Source organism: Affinundibacterium amnicola (assembly GCF_014284275.1).
Taxonomy (GTDB): Bacteria; Pseudomonadota; Gammaproteobacteria; order Burkholderiales; family Burkholderiaceae_D; genus Undibacterium; species Undibacterium amnicola.
In genome coordinates, this window is sequence record NZ_JACOFU010000002.1 from 698,489 (window position 1) to 722,285 (window position 23,797).

The 23,797-nt window shown below is 46.2% G+C and carries 20 protein-coding genes; 15 read left to right on the forward strand and 5 right to left on the reverse strand.

Annotation, left to right across the window (positions count from 1 at the left end; translation table 11 throughout):
* Positions 1 to 51: 51 nt before the first annotated feature.
* The 7 genes from H8K33_RS07290 (at position 52) to H8K33_RS07320 (ending at position 6,623) form a co-directional block, all read left to right on the forward strand.
* On the forward strand, positions 52 to 1,758 hold the full coding sequence (locus H8K33_RS07290) for a nitrite/sulfite reductase (RefSeq protein ID WP_186890312.1): 1,707 nt from the start codon (positions 52 to 54) through the stop codon (positions 1,756 to 1,758).
* Positions 1,759 to 1,771: 13 nt separating this feature from the next.
* Positions 1,772 to 2,299, forward strand: coding sequence for a DUF934 domain-containing protein (locus H8K33_RS07295; protein WP_186890313.1), 528 nt, complete (start codon positions 1,772 to 1,774; stop codon positions 2,297 to 2,299).
* Positions 2,300 to 3,010 (forward strand): phosphoadenylyl-sulfate reductase, encoded by a 711-nt coding sequence (locus tag H8K33_RS07300; RefSeq protein ID WP_186890314.1) that lies wholly within the window; start codon positions 2,300 to 2,302, stop codon positions 3,008 to 3,010. It begins immediately after the preceding gene.
* A gap of 33 nt (positions 3,011 to 3,043) precedes the next feature.
* On the forward strand, positions 3,044 to 3,979 hold the full coding sequence (gene cysD / locus H8K33_RS07305) for a sulfate adenylyltransferase subunit CysD (protein ID WP_186890315.1): 936 nt from the start codon (positions 3,044 to 3,046) through the stop codon (positions 3,977 to 3,979).
* Positions 3,979 to 5,304: a sulfate adenylyltransferase subunit 1 gene (locus H8K33_RS07310; protein WP_186890316.1), complete on the forward strand. Its 1,326-nt coding sequence runs from the start codon at positions 3,979 to 3,981 to the stop codon at positions 5,302 to 5,304. The genes cysD and H8K33_RS07310 overlap by 1 nt, the downstream gene beginning before the upstream one ends.
* Positions 5,297 to 6,046 (forward strand): uroporphyrinogen-III C-methyltransferase, encoded by a 750-nt coding sequence (gene cobA, locus H8K33_RS07315; protein ID WP_186890317.1) that lies wholly within the window; start codon positions 5,297 to 5,299, stop codon positions 6,044 to 6,046. Before H8K33_RS07310 ends, cobA begins: the two co-directional genes overlap by 8 nt.
* Before the next feature lie 139 nt (positions 6,047 to 6,185).
* Positions 6,186 to 6,623: a bacteriohemerythrin gene (locus tag H8K33_RS07320; protein WP_186890318.1), complete on the forward strand. Its 438-nt coding sequence runs from the start codon at positions 6,186 to 6,188 to the stop codon at positions 6,621 to 6,623.
* Here the strand turns inward: H8K33_RS07320 and H8K33_RS07325 are convergent.
* From H8K33_RS07325 to lptF, 3 genes are read right to left on the reverse strand one after another with little or no spacing between them, the layout of a single operon-like run.
* On the reverse strand, positions 6,613 to 6,987 hold the full coding sequence (locus H8K33_RS07325) for a sirohydrochlorin chelatase (RefSeq protein WP_186890319.1): 375 nt from the start codon (positions 6,985 to 6,987) through the stop codon (positions 6,613 to 6,615). The two genes, H8K33_RS07320 and H8K33_RS07325, sit on opposite strands and share 11 nt — an antisense overlap.
* Before the next feature lie 38 nt (positions 6,988 to 7,025).
* The gene (gene lptG, locus H8K33_RS07330; RefSeq protein ID WP_186890320.1) at positions 7,026 to 8,156 is read right to left on the reverse strand and encodes an LPS export ABC transporter permease LptG; all 1,131 of its coding nucleotides are present in this window, start codon (positions 8,154 to 8,156) and stop codon (positions 7,026 to 7,028) included.
* The gene (gene lptF, locus H8K33_RS07335; RefSeq protein WP_186890321.1) at positions 8,156 to 9,316 is read right to left on the reverse strand and encodes an LPS export ABC transporter permease LptF; all 1,161 of its coding nucleotides are present in this window, start codon (positions 9,314 to 9,316) and stop codon (positions 8,156 to 8,158) included. Before lptF ends, lptG begins: the two co-directional genes overlap by 1 nt.
* Positions 9,317 to 9,431: 115 nt before the next feature.
* On the opposite strand from lptF, the gene H8K33_RS07340 reads away from it, so the two are divergent.
* The 8 genes from H8K33_RS07340 (at position 9,432) to H8K33_RS07370 (ending at position 19,831) form a co-directional block, all read left to right on the forward strand.
* Positions 9,432 to 10,943 (forward strand): leucyl aminopeptidase, encoded by a 1,512-nt coding sequence (locus H8K33_RS07340; RefSeq protein WP_186890322.1) that lies wholly within the window; start codon positions 9,432 to 9,434, stop codon positions 10,941 to 10,943.
* Between the two features lie 109 nt (positions 10,944 to 11,052).
* Positions 11,053 to 11,817: an exodeoxyribonuclease III gene (gene xth / locus H8K33_RS07345; RefSeq protein ID WP_186890323.1), complete on the forward strand. Its 765-nt coding sequence runs from the start codon at positions 11,053 to 11,055 to the stop codon at positions 11,815 to 11,817.
* Between the two features lie 196 nt (positions 11,818 to 12,013).
* The gene (locus H8K33_RS07350) at positions 12,014 to 14,617 is read left to right on the forward strand and encodes a cation-translocating P-type ATPase (RefSeq protein WP_186890324.1); all 2,604 of its coding nucleotides are present in this window, start codon (positions 12,014 to 12,016) and stop codon (positions 14,615 to 14,617) included.
* A gap of 266 nt (positions 14,618 to 14,883) precedes the next feature.
* Positions 14,884 to 15,765, forward strand: coding sequence for an HDOD domain-containing protein (locus tag H8K33_RS07355; RefSeq protein WP_186890325.1), 882 nt, complete (start codon positions 14,884 to 14,886; stop codon positions 15,763 to 15,765).
* A 337-nt stretch (positions 15,766 to 16,102) separates the two neighbouring features.
* A complete protein-coding gene (locus H8K33_RS07360; protein ID WP_281387293.1) occupies positions 16,103 to 16,519 on the forward strand; it encodes an SxtJ family membrane protein in 417 nt (138 codons plus the stop codon).
* 109 nt (positions 16,520 to 16,628) lie between these two features.
* Positions 16,629 to 16,778, forward strand: coding sequence for a DUF5989 family protein (locus H8K33_RS19725; protein WP_222613324.1), 150 nt, complete (start codon positions 16,629 to 16,631; stop codon positions 16,776 to 16,778).
* Positions 16,779 to 16,784: 6 nt separating this feature from the next.
* Complete coding sequence (locus H8K33_RS07365) at positions 16,785 to 18,620, forward strand: carbamoyltransferase family protein (protein WP_186890327.1); 1,836 nt, start codon at positions 16,785 to 16,787, stop codon at positions 18,618 to 18,620.
* A 2-nt stretch (positions 18,621 to 18,622) separates the two neighbouring features.
* On the forward strand, positions 18,623 to 19,831 hold the full coding sequence (locus H8K33_RS07370) for a hypothetical protein (RefSeq protein WP_222613325.1): 1,209 nt from the start codon (positions 18,623 to 18,625) through the stop codon (positions 19,829 to 19,831).
* A 73-nt stretch (positions 19,832 to 19,904) separates the two neighbouring features.
* On the opposite strand, the gene H8K33_RS07375 is transcribed toward H8K33_RS07370, so the two are convergent.
* Together H8K33_RS07375 and prpF are read right to left on the reverse strand one after the other, a co-directional pair.
* The gene (locus tag H8K33_RS07375) at positions 19,905 to 21,830 is read right to left on the reverse strand and encodes a propionate--CoA ligase (protein WP_343043796.1); all 1,926 of its coding nucleotides are present in this window, start codon (positions 21,828 to 21,830) and stop codon (positions 19,905 to 19,907) included.
* 694 nt (positions 21,831 to 22,524) lie between these two features.
* Positions 22,525 to 23,709, reverse strand: coding sequence for a 2-methylaconitate cis-trans isomerase PrpF (gene prpF / locus H8K33_RS07380; RefSeq protein ID WP_186890330.1), 1,185 nt, complete (start codon positions 23,707 to 23,709; stop codon positions 22,525 to 22,527).
* Between the last annotated feature and the right edge of the window lie 88 nt (positions 23,710 to 23,797).

A 23,797-nucleotide genomic window follows, 5' to 3' on the forward strand; every position in this document is an offset into this window, starting at 1 on the left:
AATGTCGAGACCAGACTATCTGGTAAGACGTTTTAAATAGGAAGTTTGAAGATGTATCGTTACGACCAACATGACCATTTGATTATTCAAGAACGCGTCGCCCAATTTCGCGATCAGGTAAGCCGTCGCATTACTAATGAACTGACGGAAGATGAATTCCGAATCTTGCGTTTGCAAAATGGTTTATACATGCAGCGTCACGCTTACATGTTGCGCGTGGCTGTGCCTTACGGTTTGCTGTCATCAACGCAAATGCGCAAGTTCGCTTTTATCGCGCGCAAATATGATCGTGGCTATGGCCATTTCACGACACGTCAAAACATCCAATACAACTGGATTAATCTGGAAGACACGCCAGATATTTTGGCGGAGTTGGCGAGCGTAGAAATGCACGCAATTCAAACTTCAGGCAATTGCATGCGCAATATCACTTCGGATGAATTTGCTGGCGTGGCTGCGGATGAAATTATTGATCCTCGTCCTTATGCTGAAATCTTGCGTCAATGGACGACCTTTCATCCAGAGTTTGCCTATTTACCGCGTAAATTTAAGATCGCCATCAATGGAGCGAAAGAAGACCGCGCAGCAATTGCGGTGCACGATATCGGCTTAACGGTCGTACATAACGAGGCTGGTGAAGTTGGCTTTAAAGTCATGGTCGGCGGTGGCATGGGTCGCACGCCAATTTTAGGTAGCGTGATTCGTGAATTCCTGCCATGGCAGCACGTCATGACTTATCTCGAAGCGATCTTGCGTATTTATAACCAGTTTGGCCGTCGCGACAATATTTACAAAGCGCGTATCAAAATTTTAGTCAAAGCAATCGGTGCCGAAGAATTCGCACGTCAAGTTGAAGAAGAATGGCAAGACATTAAAGATGGTCCAGGTACTTTGACAGAAGCCGAGTTGCAACGTGTTGCCGCCTATTTCACAGCGCCCGCCTACGCCAATTTGCCTGCAAGCGATAGCAATTTTGTGCATTTACAACAAGAAAATAAGGCATTTTCTAATTGGGTGAAGCGGAATGTCAAACCGCACAAACAAGCAGGTTACAATGCAGTTTTGTTATCACTTAAAAAACCTGGCGTGCCACCAGGCGATGCGAGTGCGGATCAAATGGATTTCATCGCGGACTTGGCTGATCGCTATAGCTTTGGCGAAATTCGTGTGACACATGAACAAAATCTGGTACTGGCCGATGTCGAACAAAGTAAGTTGTTCGATCTATGGAAAGAAGCCAAAGCACACGGTCTGGCAACACCAAATATTGGTTTATTGACCGATATGATTTGCTGCCCTGGCGGTGATTTTTGTGCATTGGCAAATGCAAAATCAATTCCGATTGCCTTAGATATTACAGATCGTTTCAACGACCTCGATTATTTACACGATATTGGTGATCTGGAATTGAATATGTCGGGCTGTATCAATGCTTGTGGTCATCATCATGTCGGCAATATCGGTATCTTGGGTGTCGATAAAGATGGTAGTGAATGGTATCAAGTATCTATCGGTGGTGCGCAAGGCAATCAATCTGCCATCGGCAAAATCATAGGGCCATCATTTTCAGCAGGACAGATGCCTGAAGTGATCGAGCGCATCGTACAAGTGTATTTGCGTGATCGCGTGAATGGCGAACGCTTCATTGATACCGCACAACGTCTGGGTATCGCGCCGTTCAAAGAATATGTTTATGCAACACCAATAAAAACAATCGAGCATCACGGAGAGGATGCCGGTTCTGCAGTTGTGTACTAAGGGGGAGAAGAGTATGACGAAAATTATTAAAGACCGAGCGATAGTCGAAGACGACTGGGAAATTTTGCAACTATCTGAAGACGATACAGCAGACGCGATTGAAGTACCTGAAGGTAAAGTGATCGTGCCGCTCAAAGTCTGGCAATTACAGCGTGATAAGTTAATTCAGCGTGCCAAAGATCGTGCGGATATTGCGATCTGGTTTAGTAGTAATGAACAGGCGAAGGAGTTGCAGACCGATCTGCAGTTTTTCCATTTACTAGCCGTGGATTTTCCTAAGTTTGCTGATGGACGTGGTTACTCTATCGCCTACAATTTACGCACACGTTTTAATTACAGTGGCGAATTGCGTGCGATTGGCGATGTCTTACGTGATCAATTGTTTTATATGCAGCGTGTAGGTTTCAATTCTTTTGCGGTACGCGCCGACAAGAACATTCATGATGCGATCAAAGGTCTGACAGATTTCAGTGAAAAATATCAGACTTCAGTCGATGAGAAAAATCCACTGTTCCGTCGTGTGGAAAGAACAGGTATTTAAATGCGTGATTTTGCAGTGCGCTTGGCGACGACGCTCAGTATTTTAGAAAAAATCGCAACTGAGTTTTCCCCTGCTGTTTTCGCGTCTAGCTTAGCAGCGGAAGATATGGTGTTGACCGATCTGATTTTGCGTCACAAGCTCAACATAGACATCTTTTCTTTGGAAACGGGTCGCTTGCATAAAGAAACTTTGAGTATGTTAGATCGTATCAAAGAGACTTATGAATATGAAGTGACACTCTACAAACCTGAAACTGAAGCAGTAGACAACTATGTCAAACAGCACGGTTTGAATGCGTTTTACGATAGCGTCGAGATGCGCAAAGAGTGTTGCAGAATTCGTAAAGTCGAACCACTAAATCGTGCGCTAAGTGGTAAGAAAGCTTGGATCACCGGACAACGTCGGGCGCAGTCCGCCACGCGTAATGAACTCGCAGTGCAAGAAGATGATGTCGCGCATGCTATGCAAAAATTCAATCCCTTAACGGATTGGTCTGAAGAAGACGTTTGGCACTATATTCGCAGCAACAATGTGCCTTACAATCCACTACATGACAAAGGCTATCCATCTATCGGCTGCGAGCCTTGCACCCGCGCCATTCAGCCGGGTGAAGATGTACGTGCTGGACGCTGGTGGTGGGAAAATCCAGAGTCCAAAGAATGTGGCTTGCATGTGGTAGATGGAAAATTGGTCCGTATCAAATCCATTTAAATAGAAAATTGAAATCGAATTAAAAGGCAAAGCATGAACACCGTAGTTGAAAATCACTTCATTGATGCCGCGAGTAATCGCCATCTCGATTGGCTGGAATCAGAAGCCATCCACATCATGCGTGAAGTGGCTGCTGAATGTACTAACCCTGCCCTGCTGTTTTCAGGTGGCAAGGATTCTGTGGTGTTGTTACGTATCGCCGAAAAAGCTTTCCGTCCGGGTAAATTCCCTTTCCCATTGGTGCATGTGGATACTGGTCATAATTTCCCAGAAGTGATCACCTTTCGCGATAAACGCGTAGCGGAATTAGGCGAGCGTTTGATCGTAGGTTCAGTCGAAGAATCGATCAATCGCGGTACTGTACGTTTGCGTAATCCAAAAACTGATTCACGCAATGCAGCACAAGCTGTGACCTTATTAGAAACGATTGCTGAACACAAATTTGACGCTTGTATCGGTGGTGCGCGTAGGGATGAAGAAAAAGCCCGCGCTAAAGAACGCATCTTTTCTTTCCGCGATGAATTCGGTCAATGGAATCCCAAAGCACAACGCCCTGAATTATGGGACTTGTATAACACCCGCGTTCATCCCGGCGAAAACATGCGCGTTTTCCCAATTTCTAACTGGACTGAACTGGACGTTTGGCAGTACATCGCTCGTGAAAAACTAGAGCTGCCACCGATTTATTTTGCGCACGAACGCGAAGTCATTCCTCGCAATGGCTTGCTAGTTCCAGTGACAGATTTAACGCCTCCACGCGAAGGTGAAACGGTAGAAAAACAAATCGTACGCTTCCGTACTGTCGGTGATATTTCTTGTACTTGCCCAGTATCGTCAGATGCCGCAACAGTAGAAGCGATTATCGAAGAAACCGCAGTCACCCAAATTACAGAACGCGGCGCAACGCGCATGGATGATCAGACTTCAGAGTCGTCCATGGAAAAACGTAAAAAAGAAGGATATTTCTAATGAGCACCCAGGTACAACAATCCGCCACGTCTATTGATATCGCGCGTGAACGCGGCTTACTGCGTTTCATCACGGCAGGTTCAGTGGATGATGGCAAGAGTACGCTCATCGGTCGTTTACTGTTTGATAGCAAAGGTATTTTTGCTGATCAGTTAAATGCAATTTCTAAAGCCAAACACAAACGCACGGTCGGCGACACGATTGACTTGTCTTTGTTGACGGATGGCTTGGAAGCGGAACGCGAACAAGGCATCACGATCGACGTCGCTTACCGTTATTTCGCCACACCAAAACGCAAATTCATCATCGCCGATACGCCAGGTCATGAGCAATACACGCGCAACATGGTGACAGGTGCATCGACTGCCGATGCCGTGATTATTTTGATCGACGTCTCCAAAGTTAAACTGGGTGACGATGGTAGTGTTGAGCTACTCACGCAAACCAAACGTCATTCTACGATTGCGCATTTACTGCAAATCGAACACGTGATCGTTGCCGTCAATAAAATGGATTTGGTGAATTACGATCAAACTGTGTATGACCGTATCGTCGGTGCTTACCAAGAATTCGCTGCACAATTAGGCTTACGCGATGTACATCCAATTCCTTTGTCGGCATTAGCTGGCGATAACGTCGTCACCAATAGCGATAATCTGGCCTGGTACCAAGGTCCGACTTTGATCGAGCTACTGGAATCCTTAAGCGTCTACGATGAGTGCCATGACGAACCTTTCCGTTTCCCTGTGCAATTAGTGGCGCGCCACAATGGACATGAAGCAAATGACTTCCGTGGTTACATGGGACGTATCGAAGCTGGCAAGATCAGCGTCGGCGACAGCATTATCGTTCAGCCGTCCGGTCATACCGCGACCGTAAAAGATATACAGACTTTGGATGGCTCTTTGCAAACCGCCGTCGTTGGGCAATCGGTCACCATTTTGCTCAATGAATATGTCGATATCTCACGCGGCGATATGTTGGCAGGTGCGGATCGACCTGCGACGGTATTAAAAACTTTGAGTGCCGATTTGTGTTGGTTATCGGAAGATGCCTTAGATGTTCGTCGTAAATATTGGCTGAAACATACGACACGCCAGGTCGCTGCACGTGTTGCATCGGTTGACACTTTGTTAGATATCAATACCCAAGAACGCCGCGCAACTGATACACTTAAATTGAACGACATCGCTCGCGTCAATATCAATGTACAGCAAGCCTTGGCAGCCGATGCTTACGACATCACCCGCGCTACAGGGGCATTCATTTTGATCGACGAAGTCACCCATCAAACTGTCGCAGCGGGAATGATACGTCTTGGCTAATCCACCTGAATCAACTACATCCCCAGTTAAAAATGAAACCGGTATCGTCTACTTAGTCGGTGCCGGGCCGGGTGCAGTTGATTTAATTACCGTGCGCGGTGCAAAACTCTTAGCGCAAGCGAATATCGTTTTGCACGACGCATTGGTCACTTCCGACATGCTGGCACTCTGCCCGCAAGCAATTAAAATCTCGGTCGGCAAACGCAGTGGACAACGCTCTGCCGCGCAGGAACACATCAATCAGCAATTAGTCGAAGCCGCGCAACAACACGCGATCGTCGTGCGCCTGAAAGGTGGCGATCCTATGTTGTTTGGTCGTGCCGATGAAGAAATGACCGCACTGGAGCAAGCTGGTATACGTTTTGAAATTGTGCCAGGTATTACCACCGCAATGGCCGCTGCTGCCAGCGTGAAACTGCCATTAACCAAACGCGGTGTGGCACGTAGTGTTGCGCTATTTACTTCCAGTACCGCACCCGGTGAATCCGTCGAAACTCGTATTCCTGATTGCGACACTTTGATTCAATACATGGGTGGCAAAGAGGCGATACTCACTGCGCAACGTATGCTGGCAAAAGGTTTCCCTGAAAGCCATCCCATCGTGATCGTACAGAGTTGCAGTCGTCCTGAAGAACAGCATTTGCACCTGACGCTTGCTGATTTGGCACATGGTTTGCCAGAATGCGACGGACCCGTGTTGGTCATGATGGGCGAAGCGATGCGCGACCGTAACAGCAATTGAAATCAACATTCTCGGTCTGATCAAATAAATAGTAATTTTTCATTCAAAAACTTGCGCTACAACAAGTTTATTCCTTGCTTAGCCTCGTAAAATTTGCCTCTTTGAAACTTTTCGACGATCAATAGTCGTCAGGCATCGCATGGAATATTTTGAATGGAATGATAGTTTGAGCGTTCACGACGTATTAATTGACGAAGATCACAAGATCTTGATTGGCATGGTCAATGAACTACATGACGCTGCAGACTTGGGAAAAGATTACATCACGCTTTCCAGCATATTAGAGAGACTTGCTGCTTATACACGGGAACATTTTCAGCGTGAAGAAGACTTGATGCAGTCAATTGCCTATCCGCGATACAAAGCGCATAAAGAACAACATAGAAAGTTGTTGGAGCGCGTCACCGACCTGCAACAGGAATTAAATCGCGCCCGTGAGATGGTTGCGCTGGAAACCGCAGAACTGCTGCGTTTCTGGCTTAGCTCGCATATTTTGCTAAGCGATAAACATCTAGCAGATACATTGCATGGCACTGCCTTGATTGCAGAAACAGAACAACTGCCTGCTACGGATTAATCGAGCCTAAACAATAATCACGAATCGCCAGCAAGACACCTGCATCTTCCCCAGCAGCAGCAACTTGCTTGATCTGAAGATCAGGATATCGTTGGCGCAATTCGTCGACCATCAAAGGGAGGTCGCGTAACAGGTGCCCGCCCTGCCCCAAAAAAATGGGAGTAATCGTCAATGCCTCATAACCTTGATCAACCAAATTACTAACCACTTCCGGCAATGGCGGCTGCATCAATTCCAGAAAAGCTAATTCCACTTTAAGTTCGGGGGAATTTTCCTGAATTAATTGTTGCAGACGTTGAAATGGTTCAGCCCAGCTCGCTGCTCGTGCGCCATGGGCGAATAAAATTAATGCCTGCTTTTTCATGTTCAGCCTTCAAAATGAAATCTATGGATATCTGCAAACTAATGTCGCTCTACATATCGCAAGCCCGCAAAAGCTAATAGCGAAAATATCAGGCTGGGGAATAAGGCCGTCATCAGAGCTGGCCAAGTATTAATCTGTCCAAGATAAGCAAACAAACTATTCACCAGATAAAACACCATGCCCAGCATAATGCCACTAAAAATGCGTAGGCTAATGCCGCCATCGCGCGCATGCAAATATGCGAATGGCAGTGCCAAGGCCATCATCACTAAAATAGAAACCGGATAAGTTATTTTCTTCCAAAACGCAATTTCATAACGATCAGTTGATTGCTTATTTTCTGCCAAATGTTTGGTGTAAGAAGCTAGTTCGTAAGCGGACATACGATCTACTTCTGTAAATAAGACGGATAAAATATTGGGCGTAATTTCGGAAATCAACTCCTTGGTATCCAACTTATGTGTATCAGAAGCAATCGCCGTCTCAGTCGCTAAATTTTGAGGAAAGCTGGTTTCCACAACTTCGCTCAATTGCCAAACATGAGAACGCACGTATACCGCCTGCTTCGCATTAATTTCACGAAGCAATTGGAAATTGGAATCAAACTCATAAATCTTCACGCCAAGTAAAGTCCGCGCTGGCGAGACCTCACGCACATTCAGAAAACGCGTTCCAATCACCGTGCCGTTCGCATCACTGTCACGAATCAGATCCTTGGTCCATAAACCACTACGAAATCCTTGTGTCAGAGGCGCAGAAGCTGCCTGCATCATCATTTGTTTGGATAGTTTGGTCGACATCGGCGCAACGATCTCACCTAAAAAATAGGTAAACAAAATAAATACGATGGCAATTTTTCCTAAGATTTTTGCCGCAGTCCAAGAAGACATGCTGGCGGCTCGCATGATCGTAAATTCGGAGTTGCTGGCAAATTGTGCCATCACATAAATCGTCCCGATTAAGACTGCAATCGGCAGAAAATCATAAGCGTTTCCGGGGATATTGAGCAAAACGGTGAAGATCGCGTGCTTAAGTAAGTAACCGTTTTTATTGATAGCACCCAGTTCTTTCATTAAATCGAAAAAAGAAGTCAACACCAATAATGCGAACAGTACGAAGAAAACGGCGCGAATAATTTCACTACCAAAATAGCGTTGTAGTACCTTCATTAATTACCCACCATCTGATTGTGATCAACGCATTGCTGTTTTGTCTTACGATAAATCTGGCACTTAATACGCCCCCAAATACTACTTGGGTGCCAACTACTATTGACCTTCAAACGCCACATAAAAAACAGCATAATTAATATTCCCACTACCACATGCATAGGCCATGAAGCGCGCCAAAAACTCATGCGTCCCTGCACTACCGATAATTGCAGCATATTTAAAATATTCAAATTCACCGCAACCAAGATCAAGGCAATAATCATATTCGCTGAACGACCAACTCGCGGATTCACATAGCCAAGCGGAATCGCCAGCAACATCAAGAGCAAGCCCATAAAAGGTAAAGATACGCGCCACAATAATTCTCCGTCGCGTACCGGACTAGGGTCATCGATCAAAGTTTTTGAAGGCAGAGCTTTCGCAGATTTATTGTTTGCATCTAAGGTACTTTGCGTTGATAACAAGACGGCGTATTTTTCAAACTGCATCATTTGAAAATCACCTTCGGTTGGCAAACCATCGTAGCGTCGCCCTTGGCTCATCACCAAGAAGCGGTCGCCATGTTCATCAATTTCGACTTTGCCTTCTTTTGCCACGATCACACTAGAACGTCCGTCATTGATCATGCTGGTGAAGATATTCTGTACTTTGCTCAAATCGCCCGATACTTCCTCGACAAACGACACCCGACCGCCTCCACGTGATTCTTGAAATTTCCCAGGTGAGACTTTCGCAATATCTTCACGTTTTTCGTAGCGATTGCGAACTTCCTGCATTTGTTCGTTTGCCCAAGGTGATACCAATAAACTCAGCGTACCAACCACCAAACTTAATGGTATCGCGACACTTAATATAGGCGTAATCCAGCGCGTCAAACTTAAACCAGAAGCAAACCACACCACCATTTCCGAATCTTGATAGGCACGCGTCACCACCAACAGCACCGAAATGAAGCCGGTCAAAATCAATAGAATTGGGAAATAATCGAGCGCGTAAAAGCCAATTAATATCAACACATCACTAGAAGCAATTTTGCCGCCTGCTGCATCGCGCAAAATGCGAATCAGCATAAAGGTAACAGTGATGGTAAATAATGTCGTAAATACAGCGCTAGCAGCACTAAATAATTCTCGTCTGAGCGCACGTTGAAAAATCATAATGGAGTTGGTCTTATTAGTAGTTATGGAGACTAAGCAAGGGGGTTATAATAGTCGTTTTACGCTTTAAGCGAAATTCAAAAGATCATCGCTGATCGACAATAAGGAGCAAGACGTGGACTTTAGCATAAAAACACTAGCAGCCAAAAGCACAGCAGCAGACAATGCCAGCACCATCAAGACCGCCTGTATCGTTGTCGGCGTATTTGAAAATAAAAAATTATCAACATCAGCAACACAATTAAACAAAAAAGGCGCGATTGATGCGGCGCTCAAATCTGGCGATATTTCTGGCAAAGTCGGCTCCACCTTAATGTTACGCAATCTGGCAGAAGTCAGCGCCGAGCGCGTGTTATTGGTTGGTCTGGGTGACGATCCCAACAAAGTATCTGAAAAAGCCTACATCAGCGCGGTACAAAATGCGGCGCGTGGCTTGAATAATCTGGGCGGTTCTGATGTCAGTTTGGTATTGCCTGAAGTGGATGGACGCGATCTGGCTTGGGCAATTCGTCAGGCTGTGATCGCCTTCAAGGAGGCGATTTTCCGCACTGATGCGCACAAAAGCAAAAAAGACACAATTGCTGCCAACGTCAAAAAAGTGGCAATCTACGTTGCGGCAAGCGAAGCAGCCGCCGCTAAGGTCGCGCTGGCTCAAAGTATCGCTTTGGTGAACGGTATGGAATTAACCAAAGAATTGGGCAATATGCCAGCCAACTTCTGCACACCAACCCACTTAGCAAATACCGCGAAAAAAATCGCAGCCGATTTCAAAATGGGCGTAGAAGTCTTGGAACGTAAGCAAATTCAAGCTTTAAAGATGAATAGCTTTTTGTCGGTTTCTGCCGGCACCGATGAACCGCCAAAGTTTATCGTGTTAAAACACATGGGTGGCAAGGCCAAAGATGCGCCAATCGTATTGGTCGGTAAAGGCATCACTTTTGACTCTGGTGGTATCTCTTTGAAACCAGGCGCAGGCATGGATGAAATGAAATACGATATGGGCGGTGCAGGCTCTGTTTTGGGCACCATGCGCGCTATCGGCGAAATGAAATTAAAACTCAACGTCATCGCCGTCATCCCAACATGTGAAAACATGCCATCTGGCAGTGCGACACGTCCTGGTGATATTGTTACCTCAATGTCTGGTCAAACGATTGAGGTCTTAAATACCGACGCTGAAGGTCGCTTGATTTTGTGCGACGCATTGACCTATGTAGAGCGCTTCAAGCCAGCCGCGGTAATTGACGTTGCGACCTTAACTGGCGCCATCATCACTTCACTCGGCCATCACACTACTGGTTTGTTCACGCGTCACGATGATACCCATGACAAGTTAGCAGAAGAATTACTAAGTGCTGGCAAACAAGCGAATGATGTTGCATGGCGCTTGCCAATTGGCGAACTGTATAACGAGCAGTTGAAATCCAATTTTGCTGATATCGCCAACATCGGTGGGCCTGCGGCTGGTTCGATTACTGCCGCTTGTTTTTTGGAGCGTTTCACTAAGAAATATACTTGGGCACATTTAGACATCGCTGGTGTGTCATGGAAATCGGGCGCAGCAAAAGGTTCTACTGGCCGTCCAGTACCGATGCTGACTACGTTCTTAATGAACCGCGCAGGCTAAGCTGCGGATGTTTCAGTCAACGCGCTCTTTGCTTGCATTGAGCGCGTTTTTATTTTTAGCGTATCTTCTATGTTTTTTTAACGTATAGCGCTTTTGCATGAGATTGAATATGAAACTAGTCACCTGGAATGTTAACTCTCTGAAGGTTCGTCTGCCGCAAGTCTTACAGTGGCTGGAGATGAATCCTGTCGATGTCTTGTGCATACAAGAAACCAAATTAACCGATGATAAATTTCCACAAGCCGAGATAGAAGCTGCTGGTTATCATGTAGTGTTCACAGGTCAAAAAACCTATAACGGTGTCGCCATTGTCTCTCGTCATCCTATCGATGCTGTGCAAAAAAATAATCCCTTGTTTGAAGATGAACAGCAACGCATCATCGCTGCGACGATTGCAGGCATGCGCATTATTTGCGCCTATGTGCCAAACGGCCAGGCCTTAGATTCTGAAAAATATCCGTATAAACTAAGCTGGTTGGCAGCTTTGCGTGACTGGGTAAAAGCCGAGATGGAACAACATCCACAACTGGCTCTGCTGGGCGATTACAACATCGCCCCCGATGATCGTGACGTACATGATCCAGCAGCATGGGAAGGGATGAATCTGGTTTCACCACCGGAACGCGCCGCATTTCAGGCACTGCTTGATCTTGGTTTGAGCGATAGTTTCCGTCAGTTTGAACAAGCAGAAAAAACCTTTAGCTGGTGGGACTATCGCCAGCTTGGCTTCCGCTTAAATAAAGGTGTGCGGATTGATCATGTGCTTCTATCCAAACCTTTAGCAGCGCGCTGCACTTCTTGCGTGGTTGATCGGGTTCCGCGCAAATGGGAGCAACCATCTGACCATGCGCCAGTGATCGCGACTTTAGCCTAGTTCCCGCCGATTCAACACCCTCCTTCGAAAGCCGACTGCAAAAGATAGTCGGCTTTTTTATTGATCTGGCACAAAGTAACTAAAATCAACTACATTTACTTTTGTAGACTGACTTCCAAATCATTCTTTCTCCAGCTTTTCATGAAACTATATTGAAAATAGATCTAATTCTCAATTCTCTGAAAACGCAATCTCTATGCCCACTTCAAAAAACTTCCGTGGACTCAGTGAACAAGAGGCTCATACCCGATTATTAGCTGATGGGCTCAACGAATTACCAAGCGCGCAGCCACAAAACTTATGGCAAATCGCCTGGCATGTTCTATCAGAACCAATGATTTTATTACTGCTTGGCTGTGCGACTATTTATCTAAGTTTGGGTGATTGGCATGATGCTGTCGTGTTGTCTGGTTTTGTGATGGGCATGGTTCTAATCAGCTTCTATCAAGAACATAAAACCGAACGTGCACTCGAAGCACTACGCGACTTATCTCATCCACATGCCGAGGTCATACGTGATGGAAGCAGAATCAGCATCCCCAGCAATCAAGTTGTCACTGGCGACTACCTTGTGCTAACGGAGGGAGACAGAGTTGCCGCTGATGGTATCTTGGTTTCTTGTTTAAATCTGACGGTTGATGAATCTTTGCTCACGGGTGAATCACTTGCTGTCAATAAGTCCAGTGCATTCAATTCTGACGCTCAATTGATGGAAGAAAAATTCGTCGACAATATTTCTATGGGAGCTGCAGGCGGTGACGATACCGTCTTTGTCTTTTCGGGAAGCCTAGTGGTGCAAGGACAAGGTATCGCCATCATCAAACGAACTGGCGCCCATACAGCAATCGGCAAAATCGGCAGCGCTCTTGCAGAAATCCAAGAAGAACCAACGCGCGTACAGAAAGAAACGAAACGCGTAGTGAAGTATGTGGCTTCGGCGAGTTTGGGCTTAGCGATCTTGCTGGCAATCTGGTATGGCTGGAGTCGTGACGATTGGACTCGTGGCATTCTGGTGGGACTGACTTTTGCAATGGCGATGATTCCTGAAGAATTGCCAGTCGTGTTAACTATATTCTTAGGTATCGGCGCCTGGCGCATAGGGCAGAAACGCGTACTGACACGTCGTATTCCTGCCATCGAAACCTTAGGCTCAGCAAATGTCTTATGCGTCGATAAAACCGGCACCTTAACGCAAAACAAAATGGCGCTTGCGCAAATTGTTAGTGGCAGCCTAAATTTCAGTGCCGCCTCAGATGCATGCTTGCCAGATGAATTACATGAAGTGTTAGAAATCGCGATCTTGGCCAGCCAAAGGCAAGGTAGCGAGCCGATGGATCAGGCACTTCAAGCGGCAGGACAAACATGGCTGATCGATACCGAGCATCTACATCAGGATTGGCAACTCGTCGAAGAATATCCTCTCTCAAAACAATTACTCGCAGTATCACGCGTCTGGCAAAGTAAAGACCCACAACAACCACACACTGTGGTCGCAAGTAAAGGCGCACCGGAAGCCATTGCCGATCTCTGTCATCTTGATTCTGCTAAAACCGCTACGTTAATGGCACAAGTCAATGCGATGGCGGAACAAGGTTTGCGTGTTTTAGCGGTCGCCAAAGCCAAATTCGATCATCAGCTTGCTGTCGAAAATCTACCGAAGCAACAACATGATTTCAATTTTCAACTTGCAGGCTTAGTTGCCTTCGCCGACCCGATCCGGGACGGTGTGCCCGAAGCCATTCAAGAATGTCGTAGTGCTGGCATACGTGTGATGATGATTACAGGCGACTACCCAGCAACCGCATTGAATATCGCGAATCAATGTGGCATCGACAGCAGTGCTGGCACTTTAAGCGGTAGTGCAATGCAAGCACTATCAGATGAACAGTTACAAGAACAATTGGAACATATACATATTTACTGTCGTGTCATGCCGGAACAGAAATTACGCATCGTAAAACTACTGAAAAAAAATGGTGCCATCGTTGGAATGACCGGAGATGGAGTCAATGACGCACCAGCGTTGAAAGCTGCGCATATCGGGATCGCGATGGGCAAAAGAGGCACCGAAGTTGCACGCGAATCGGCCGACTTGGTTCTGCTCGATGATGCATTCTCTGCGATCGTTGCCGCAGTACGTTTGGGACGACGTATTTTTGATAATTTACGCAAAACTTTAAGTTTTATTATTGCGGCACATGTCCCTATCGTCGCGCTCTCCTTCCTGCCGGTGATGTTTGGATGGCCGGTCTTGCTCATGCCAGTTCATATCCTCATCCTAGAGTTAATTATCGATCCCAGCTGTTCACTTGTATTTGAAGCCGAAGAAGAGGAAGAAAATATCATGCAACGGGCACCGCGCTCTGTGCAGTCGAGCATTTTCCAAGCTGAGGTGATGTGGCGAGGATTCTGGCAAGGTAGTAGTGTTTTTCTGATGATACTGGCAATCTATTGGTTCACTATCCAACATGGCATCGCAACCGACGAAGCGCGAGCAATCACATTTACCGCAATCGTAATTGGCAATCTAGGATTCATTTTTCTAAATCGCTCAATGAGCGGCAATTTGCAACATGCTATTCGTTCACCGAATCCCATACTCTGGTGGGTCTGTGCTGCCACTGGATTCACCCTACTACTCATCCTGAGCGTACCTAAACTTAGACATCTATTCTATTTTGGCAACCCAGAGCCTGCTCACCTGTTATACAGTGCAGCAAGCGCCGCTATCGCAGTTTGCATCATCGCTGTGATCCAAGGTTTACTGTTAAAAGATAAAATCCTAAGCTCTCAAGGATGAGCAATTAATTTTGTAAAAATTATTGTTAAGCAATCGAAACTGATTAGAAATTACTGAGAAACCTTGTCTTTAAATACAACAGTTTAAATAAAATTTCCAAGAGGCAAGCTTATCTGCTACATTGTAATTTGACGAAATGCATAATCAAGCACAGAATTTGACTGATTCACTTATCGACAAATAAGTGCTGAACGCTCAGGTGGTATTTCTGGGTAAATTGAAGCGAGATGAAGTGCGTTTTTCTCTACGTGGAGCGACACTGTGTCATGAATAAACCCGAAGCCCTAGCATTACTGGTGCAACAAGCGCGTCAAGGTGAATTAATTTTCTCTGCGAGTGTCGCCACCTCCCTCAAAGTGCAAGAAGCGATCGATGTCGCAGATTGCAGCCTTGATACAGCCACCAAAATTGTTTTAAACGAACCTTTGCTCGCCGCGAAAGTTGTCGCCGTCGCCAACAGTGCGGCGTATTCACGCGGTTCTGAAGTAACCAACGTTCGTTCGGCGATTGCCCGACTGGGCTTTAACACACTCCGTGGATTAGTCGCTTCGGTCGTGATGCGACAAATTGCTGGCGCCAGTAGAAATCCGATTATTCGTGCAAAAATCAATCAATTATGGGAACACTCAGCGCAAGTAGCTGCGTTGTCGCAAGTCATCGCAAGACGAGTGACAAAATTGAATCCTGATACGGCAATGTTCGCCGGCATTGTGCACGAAGTTGGTGGATTTTATTTGCTCTCACGCGCAGAAGAATTTCCTTGTTTGCTTGAGCCTGATGATTTATCTGGCGCAAATGACGACGAAAACTTTGATGAATTCAGCGAAACCGCTGCGAAAGAAGAATCACAAGACGCTATCATTGGTCGCGCAGTATTGAAAAATCTGAATTTACCAACCGAGGTCAACGAAGCTGTCGAGGCGATGTGGTATGGATTGCACGCAATGCCTCCGGAAACCTTGGGCGATACCTTACTCCTAGCCAATGATCTCGCAAAAACAGTCTCCCCTTTAGACACGAGAACTGATTCCGAAACCAATCGTTGCGAATCTGAAATTGACTTTGTGGTGGGGGAAGGAAGTCTCTTGAGTATTTTGGAAGAGTCCGAAGACGAAGTGATCACCTTATCTGCGGCATTGATCATTTGAAGCATTCAAAAAGTAAAGTACACGCATTTTGCATGACTTATTAATTCATTTTGGTGACTCGCACTGATGATTCACCAATTCGACAATTGCATCGCAGATCATCTAGGAATGACAATTCATACATCAAACTTAGCTGAGTAGTATTGAACAAAAAATCTCCTGCACGTTGCGAACAGTAACTGTTTAGTGACGCACTTTCTGTTCGCAATTCTTCCTCAAATGTGACATTGAGCATTAGCCATCTCTAGGCTTAATATGCGATACTACGGGCTATTTTTGATTGCCTGACAATAAACACAAGATTTGTCACCTTAAACCTCACCAGAGTTTGACCAAGATGCATTCGCAATCTCCGCCATCCAAAGAAATTGCCAGGTCATCGGATCGAAATTTCGGTCTCATCATGTCCGCGTTTTTCTTCATCATCGCATTGTTTCCACTTCTGCATAGTCAGACGATCCGCTACTGGGCACTACTCTTGGCGGCATTATTTTTTATTCCTGCGTTGTTACGTCCAAGGCTCCTATCTCAATTAAACATCTTATGGATGCAGTTTGGCGAAATACTTTCAAAAATTATCAGCCCTATTGCCTTAGGTTTGGTATTTTTCTTAGCGATCACCCCCTTCGCGCTCGTCATGCGCCTGATTGGAAAACGAACATTAGACTTGAAATTCGATCCATCTTGTGAAAGTTATTGGAAGAACAGACAAGTTCCAGGGCCAGATCCTAAATCCATGAAAGATCAGTTTTAATAAAAATTTGTTTAAAGAACGTTCTTTTAGATTCAATAGTTTAAACAGAGAATTCGCCCAATCTTTTTTTATACATTCGCAAACGATTTTCAAATCAAGGATCACGATTTTGTTATTTATTAAAGAACTATTTAATTATTTGCGTGCTCGCAAAAAATTCTGGCTGCTACCCATTTTCATGGTCATGGCCTTACTCGGTGCGCTCATCGTATTAGCGCAAGGTAGCGCCATCGCCCCTTTCATTTACACTCTTTTTTAAGCACCTATGTTTGTTGTCGGTATTTCCGCTTATTACCACGACAGTGCTGTGGCACTGATACGTGATGGTGTCATCATCGCAGCGGCACAAGAAGAACGCTTCACACGTAAAAAACACGATGCCGCATTCCCGGCACAAGCTTTGCAATTTTGCTTGGCACAAGCAGGCATACAAGCGGACGAAGTGGACTATGTCGCATTTTATGACAAACCTTTCCTCAAATTTGAGCGTCTGCTGGAAACCTATCTGGCATTCGCCCCCAAAGGCTTTTCCTCGTTCCGGCTAGCACTGCCAGTTTGGTTACGCGAAAAACTGTTTCTAAAAAACTTGCTGGCAAAAGAGCTCAAGAATTTTTCTCCCACGATCAATTGGGAAGATAAATTATTATTCGGCGAACACCATGTCAGCCATGCCGCCAGCGCGTTTTACCCCTCGCCTTTCGAAGAGGCGGCAGTATTAACCTTAGATGGCGTTGGTGAGTGGGCGACTAGTTCCTTAGCCATAGGCCGCGGTAAAAAACTGGAAGTCATTAAGGAAATACATTTTCCACATTCCTTGGGCTTACTGTATTCGGCCTTCACTTATCATTTGGGTTTCAAAGTCAATTCGGGCGAATATAAAGTCATGGGTCTGGCCCCCTACGGGAGACCGATCTATGTCGACACCATTTTTAAGCACTTAATCGATGTCAAGTCAGATGGTTCCTTCCGTCTGGATATGAAGTATTTTGATTACTGTGCTGGCTTGACCATGACCAATCGTCATTTTGGCGAACTGTTTCAATTATCGGTGCGCAAAGCTGAACAAGAATTAACTCAAGCCCACATGGATATGGCAGCTTCTTTACAAGCCGCCACCGAGCAAGTGATCAGTCTATTAGTTGCAGAAGTCGCCAAAGAAACTGGCTTGAAAAACTTATGTTTGGCAGGTGGTGTTGCGCTCAACTGTGTCGCCAATGGCAAGATTTTTAAAGACAAACATTTTGAGAATATTTGGGTACAACCAGCAGCAGGTGATGCCGGTGGTGCGCTAGGCGCAGCGCTTGCTGCCTATCATGGCTATCTTGATCAAGAACGCGAACCTTGCATTGGTTTTGATCATATGCGGGGCAGTTATCTTGGTCCAGAGTTTGCTCAAGCCGATATCGAAAGTCGCCTGCGAGCAGCAGGCGCCGAGTTTGAGGTTTTAGATGAGGCAACGCTGATCGCCAATTGTGTCGATGATCTGCAAATGGGCAACGCGATAGGCTGGTTTCAAGGTCGTATGGAATTTGGTCCCAGAGCTTTGGGTGCTCGTTCCATACTTGGTGATGCGCGCTCACCACATATGCAAAGCACACTCAATCTCAAGGTCAAATTTCGCGAATCTTTCCGCCCATTTGCTCCGTCGATTTTGCGCGAAGACGTCACTACATGGTTTGATTTCGACGCGGATAGTCCCTACATGCTGATGGTAGCAGAAGTCAAAGAAAGCCAAAGGATAGCAACACCCGAGGCAGAGAAAGATCTGTTCGGTATCGATAAACTCAAGGTAGCACGTTCCACTATTCCTGCCGTCACGCATGTGGATTATTCAGCTCGGCTGCAAACAGTAACGGCCGACACCAATCCGCGCTACCACGCTTTGCTATCAAGCTTTAAACAACTGACTGGCTGCCCTATTTTAGTCAATACCAGTTTTAACGTGCGTGGTGAACCCATTGTGAATACACCAGAAGAAGCTTTCAAATGTTTTATGGGCACCGATATTGAGCGCTTAGCGATTGGCAATTGTTATCTCAAAAAAGAAAAACAAAACCCTGCTTTGAAAATCAGTTACGAAAACGCGTTCGAACTAGATTAAACATGATGAAGCTTCTAAAAAATTTATTACTATCGATAATCTCCATCGCCATTGTCTTAGGCATTGCGGAAACGGCACTGCATTTTGCAGATTTCCCCGCCACTCCAAAACACGGTTGGAAATGGGACGAAAGCCCTTATCGTGGCCCCATGAATCAACATGATCAACACACGAATCAACTCGGCCTACGCGGACAAAATATCGCTTACACCGATGAAGACTTCGTCGTTGTATTGGTCGGCGATTCACAAACCGAAGCGGGAACGCAGGTGTTCGAAAACATGCCCGAAGGGCTTTTAGAAAAAGCCATCAAAGTACAGTCAGGTCGCGACAAAGTGAAAGTTTTTTCGATCGCCTCTGCTGGTTGGGGACAAGATCAGCAACTACTCTGGCTGACAAAGTACTTCGAAAAATATCGTGCCAATGCGGTTCTGGTATGGACCACACCGGTCAATGACTACTGGGAAAATACGTTTATCGACCGCAGCATCACACTCGAAGCAGGCAAGCTAAAACCAACCTATACCTTGGATGGTGAGAAGCTCAAAGCGGTGATACCTGCAAGTTTCGAATGGAAGTTACTGACGCTCTTGGGTGTCGCCTTGAGTAGTCAAGACAAAGACGAAAAAAGCTCAATTGAACAAATTCATTTAAATCATTGGCTAGCAAAATTACCTTCCACCGATCGAGTGGCGACTGCGCCAGAAACTTGTCCAAAAAATGAAGTCATCGAACAGGAAGTCATAGAAGCCTATCGCAAAGGAGAACGCGCCTACACTATCGTGACGGAAGAAGACGTGGAAGGTGGCCGCAACCATTTCTCACCTTATTTGACACATCTGTCGCCGCGTGAAGAATACTCAATAGCCATTACTCATCGCTTGTTTCAAGAGATTGCCAAAGTCAGCCAGCAACACGGTGCCAGTTTTAATATCGTGCATACCTACAGAAACGACCTAGACGCAGCGTTCCGTGAAATAAGATGCATCAAGAATTTGAAGACCAATACCTACTTTACCTATGATGGTTCGGATTGGTTGCGCCATTTGAAAAAGTCACCATTAGCCGATCAACTCATCCCCCTCAAAATCGAGAGCGAGCAAGCATTGAATGTACGCGAGGGAGACTGGCATTTTGGCAAAGAAGGAAATCAATTAGCGATGCAGGAATTGGCAAAAGTGATTACACAAAAATACTTGAGCAAACCTTGATTACACTTCTACTCTAAAAATAATGAGCCCAGCAGAAATTGATTGCTGGGCTTATTTTTTATTCAAACCGTTCTTACTGTCCTAAGGCGTTTTTAATTTGTTGCAGGGATTGTGGATCTTCGATTGTCGTCAAGTCACCCGCATCACGGCCTTCACATACCGCCTGTATCGAACGGCGCAGTAATTTTCCTGAACGGGTTTTCGGTAACATCGCCACAAAATAAACACGCGCTGGACGCGCCACGGCGCCTAATTGCTTATCAACCACGGCCATCACTTCGGCCTCCAAAGCTTTTGCTAACTCAGGTGTCGCTGCACGTTCTGGATTTTTAATAATGGCAAATGCTACCGCGACCTGGCCTTTCAATTTATCTTCAATACCCACCACCGCGACCTCTGAAATTTGCGGATGACTGGAGATACTTTCTTCGATTTCACGTGTGCCAAGGCGATGTCCTGCCACATTAATCACGTCATCGGTACGTCCTAAAATAAAGAAATAACCATCTTCATCACGTATGCCCCAATCGAAAGTTGAATACAGTTGATCGTGCGCGAAGTTAGACCAGTAGGTTTGTACAAAACGTGCGTCGTCACCGTAAATGGTTTGCATGCAGCCCGGTGGCAATGGCCCTTTAATCGCCACCACACCTTTTTCATTTGCATCGCAAACCGCACCTGTGGCTTCGTTAATAATGGTCACGTTGTAGCCGTACATCGCGATGCCTGGACTACCGAGACGCGTATCGTTGTGTTCAACGCCGCGCGCAACGGAAAGAATAGGCCAGCCAGTTTCGGTCTGCCAGTAGTTATCAATAATCGGCACACCCAGCTCAGTCGCGATCCAATTTGAAGTCGTTTCATCGAGTGGCTCGCCGGCCAAATAAAGTGCTTTGAGCGAAGAAATATCATATTTCTTCATCAACTCGACCGGGTGTTTTTTCAGCACACGAACTGCCGTCGGCGCTGAGAACATGCGCGTGACTTTGTATTTCTCGACGATACTCCACCACACACCAGCATCAGGGCGTATCGGTGTGCCTTCGTACATAATCGTCGCCATACCTGCAATCAGCGGGCCATAAACAATGTAAGAATGGCCGACAACCCAACCGATATCGGAAGTCGCGAAATAGGTTTCGCCCGGATTGCCGCAGAAAATATTTTTCATCGAGGAAGCCAGCGCCACCGCATAACCACCGACATCGCGCTGTACACCTTTCGGCTTACCAGTCGTGCCAGAAGTGTAGAGCACATAAGACATCTCATTCGATTCCAGCCAGGTCACGGGCACTTGCGCGTCCATGTGTTGCTCACGTAATGCTGCGTAATCTTCATCGCGACCTGCAACAATATTCATCGCGTCGAGACCACGATTCACCAACAGGACTTTTGCAGGTTTATGCTCGGCCAACTGAATTGCTTCATCCAGCAAAGGTTTGTAAGGCACCGCCTTACCGCCACGCATCCCGGCGTCGGCAGACACCACCAATACGGGTTTAGCATCATCAATACGTGTTGCTAAACTCTTGGAGGCGAAGCCACCGAACACCACGGAATGCACAGCACCGATGCGCGCACAAGCCAACATGGCAAATGCGGCTTCGGCAATCATGGGCATATAGATGAGAACTCTATCGCCCTGCTTGACTCCGAGATCTAACATCATCGCTGCCATGCATTGCACTTCAACATGTAGTTCAGCAAAGCTGTAAGTTTTCTCGGAATTGGTTTCAGTCGAAATGGCGATCAATGCTGCCTTATCTGACTGTGTCTCCAACCAACGATCAATCGCGTTATAACAAAGATTGGTTTCGCCACCGACAAACCATTTGGCGAATGGTGGTTTGCTGTGATCGAGTACTTGAGTATAGGGTTTGTGCCAGCTGATGAGTTGGGCTTGTGTGTCCCAAAAGCTGGTGGGGTCTTGAATTGAGGCTTGATAAAAATCTTGGTAGTTCATTTTGTCTCCAGTTTTTATAGCGTTTTTACGTTGAATTATTTTTGGCGTTTTGTTGATTGTTGTTCGTTTTAGTTAATCGCCTTTTGTACTACATCAAAATTTGTGATTCTCACTTCATCTTTTCGTTGGAATGATTTAATTCCGCGGTTAATCAGCTTCCTCTGGTCGGGGGTAGCCCGACAGCTACTTACTTTTCTTTGCTTCGCCAAAGAAAAAGTAAGCAAAAGAAAGGCGACCGTAGACTCGCCCCTGCGGGGTGCTTGCGCTACGCTTCAGCATAATTTGTGCATCACAAAAAATGGGAAAGTGTTGAAACTCGCTTCGCTCAAACAACAACACTTTCTTATCCATTTTCTGTGACGCACAAATTACATCGTCTCAAACGGGGGCAAGTCAAAAACAACGACCTACAACTGCTCATAGAAAAATGGATGTCTATCGGTACTGCTTGTTTTGATGTTGCCGTTGCTTTTGATGTTGTTGTTGATTTTGACCTTCATCCACTTCTGACACTGCCAATTGTGCAAGACAGAAAATGGATAAAGAAAGCTTCGTTGTTTGAGCGAAGCGAGTTTCGAAGCTTTCCCATTTTTTGTCTTGCACAATTGGGAACCCGAAGGGCAGTGGCAGCGTGGTCGCCTTTCTTTGCTTCCTTTCTTTGGCGAAGCAAAGAAAGGAAGTGGCTGTCGGGCCACACCCGACCTACAGGCCTCAATTCAAAACAGCAAACTCAAAAACAATCACCAGGCACCCGAACAAACCCCTCCATCAAAACCCGCGCACTACGACTCATACTAGCCTTAGTAACATTCCACTCACCACCAACCAACTGTGCCTCAGCCCCAACCCGCAAGGTTCCAGAAGGATGACCAAATCGGACAGCAGACAAAGCTCCACCGCCTGCGGCGATATTCACCAAAGTACCAGGAATCGCCGCCGCAGTACCAATGGCAACAGCAGCAGTTCCCATCATCGCGTGATGAAGTTTTCCCATAGACATAGCACGTACACACAAATCAATTTCGTTCGCATGGACCTGTTTTCCGCTTGAGGAAACATAATCCAAAGGTTTGGCGACAAAAGCAACTTTTGGTGTATGTTGACGCTTAGCGGCTTCATCGATATGTTTGATCAAACCCATACGCACCGCACCATAGGCACGAATGGTTTCGAACTTCGCTAAGGCTGCAGCATCGCTATTGATTACGTCTTGTAATTCAGTACCGATGTAGCCGATTTCTTCGGCATTCACAAAAATCGTTGGAATGCCCGCATTAATCATGGTCGCCTTCAGCGTGCCTATGTCTGGCACCTCTAAATCATCGATCAGATTTCCAGTCGGGAACATAGAACCGCCAGCGCCTTCTTCTTCGGCGGCTGGGTCCATAAATTCCAATTGCACTTCGGCGGCGGGGAAAGTCACGCCGTCGAGTTCAAAGTCACCAGTCTCTTGCACTTCACCATTCGTCATCGGCACATGGGCGATGATGGTTTTGCTGATATTCGCTTGCCAGATACGCACAACAGCAATACCGTTTTGCGGTACATTGTCGACCAAGCCCATACTGATTGCACAAGAGCCTACCGCTGCGGATAAATTGCCGCAGTTACCGCTCCAATCGACGAAGGCTTTGTCGATCGAAACTTGGCCAAACAAGTAGTCAACGTCGTGATCGGGTTTACTGCTTTTGGCAAGTAAGACCGTTTTGGATGTACTTGACGTTGCGCCCCCCATACCATCGATTTGTTTGCCATACGGATCGGGGCTACCGATCACGCGCAGTAACAAGGCATCGCGTGCTGCACCCGCTTGCTGTGCCGCTTCAGGCAAATCCTGCACGCGGAAGAACACGCCTTTGCTGGTGCCGCCGCGCATGTAGACTGCGGGGATTTTTATTTGGGGTTGATGGAGCATCATTTTTCCTTTTGTATTGGCTTTAAAGTCCCCTCTCCCGCAAGCGGGAGAGGGTTAGGGTGAGGGATGTTCAGACTGCACTATAGGT

Excerpts from the sequence above, each read along its gene's own strand:
- H8K33_RS07310 (WP_186890316.1), top strand. The coding sequence starts at position 3,979 with ATGAGCACCCAGGTACAACAATCCGCCACGTCTATTGATATCGCGCGT.
- H8K33_RS07295 (WP_186890313.1), top strand. The coding sequence starts at position 1,772 with ATGACGAAAATTATTAAAGACCGAGCGATAGTCGAAGACGACTGGGAA.
- prpF (WP_186890330.1), bottom strand. The coding sequence starts at position 23,709 with ATGCTCCATCAACCCCAAATAAAAATCCCCGCAGTCTACATGCGCGGC.
- H8K33_RS07290 (WP_186890312.1), top strand. The coding sequence starts at position 52 with ATGTATCGTTACGACCAACATGACCATTTGATTATTCAAGAACGCGTC.
- H8K33_RS07350 (WP_186890324.1), top strand. The coding sequence starts at position 12,014 with ATGCCCACTTCAAAAAACTTCCGTGGACTCAGTGAACAAGAGGCTCAT.
- lptG (WP_186890320.1), bottom strand. The coding sequence starts at position 8,156 with ATGAAGGTACTACAACGCTATTTTGGTAGTGAAATTATTCGCGCCGTT.
- cysD (WP_186890315.1), top strand. The coding sequence starts at position 3,044 with ATGAACACCGTAGTTGAAAATCACTTCATTGATGCCGCGAGTAATCGC.
- lptF (WP_186890321.1), bottom strand. The coding sequence starts at position 9,316 with ATGATTTTTCAACGTGCGCTCAGACGAGAATTATTTAGTGCTGCTAGC.
- H8K33_RS07355 (WP_186890325.1), top strand. The coding sequence starts at position 14,884 with ATGAATAAACCCGAAGCCCTAGCATTACTGGTGCAACAAGCGCGTCAA.
- H8K33_RS07370 (WP_222613325.1), top strand. The coding sequence starts at position 18,623 with ATGATGAAGCTTCTAAAAAATTTATTACTATCGATAATCTCCATCGCC.
- H8K33_RS07320 (WP_186890318.1), top strand. The coding sequence starts at position 6,186 with ATGGAATATTTTGAATGGAATGATAGTTTGAGCGTTCACGACGTATTA.
- H8K33_RS07365 (WP_186890327.1), top strand. The coding sequence starts at position 16,785 with ATGTTTGTTGTCGGTATTTCCGCTTATTACCACGACAGTGCTGTGGCA.
- H8K33_RS07325 (WP_186890319.1), bottom strand. The coding sequence starts at position 6,987 with ATGAAAAAGCAGGCATTAATTTTATTCGCCCATGGCGCACGAGCAGCG.
- xth (WP_186890323.1), top strand. The coding sequence starts at position 11,053 with ATGAAACTAGTCACCTGGAATGTTAACTCTCTGAAGGTTCGTCTGCCG.
- H8K33_RS07360 (WP_281387293.1), top strand. The coding sequence starts at position 16,103 with ATGCATTCGCAATCTCCGCCATCCAAAGAAATTGCCAGGTCATCGGAT.
- H8K33_RS07300 (WP_186890314.1), top strand. The coding sequence starts at position 2,300 with ATGCGTGATTTTGCAGTGCGCTTGGCGACGACGCTCAGTATTTTAGAA.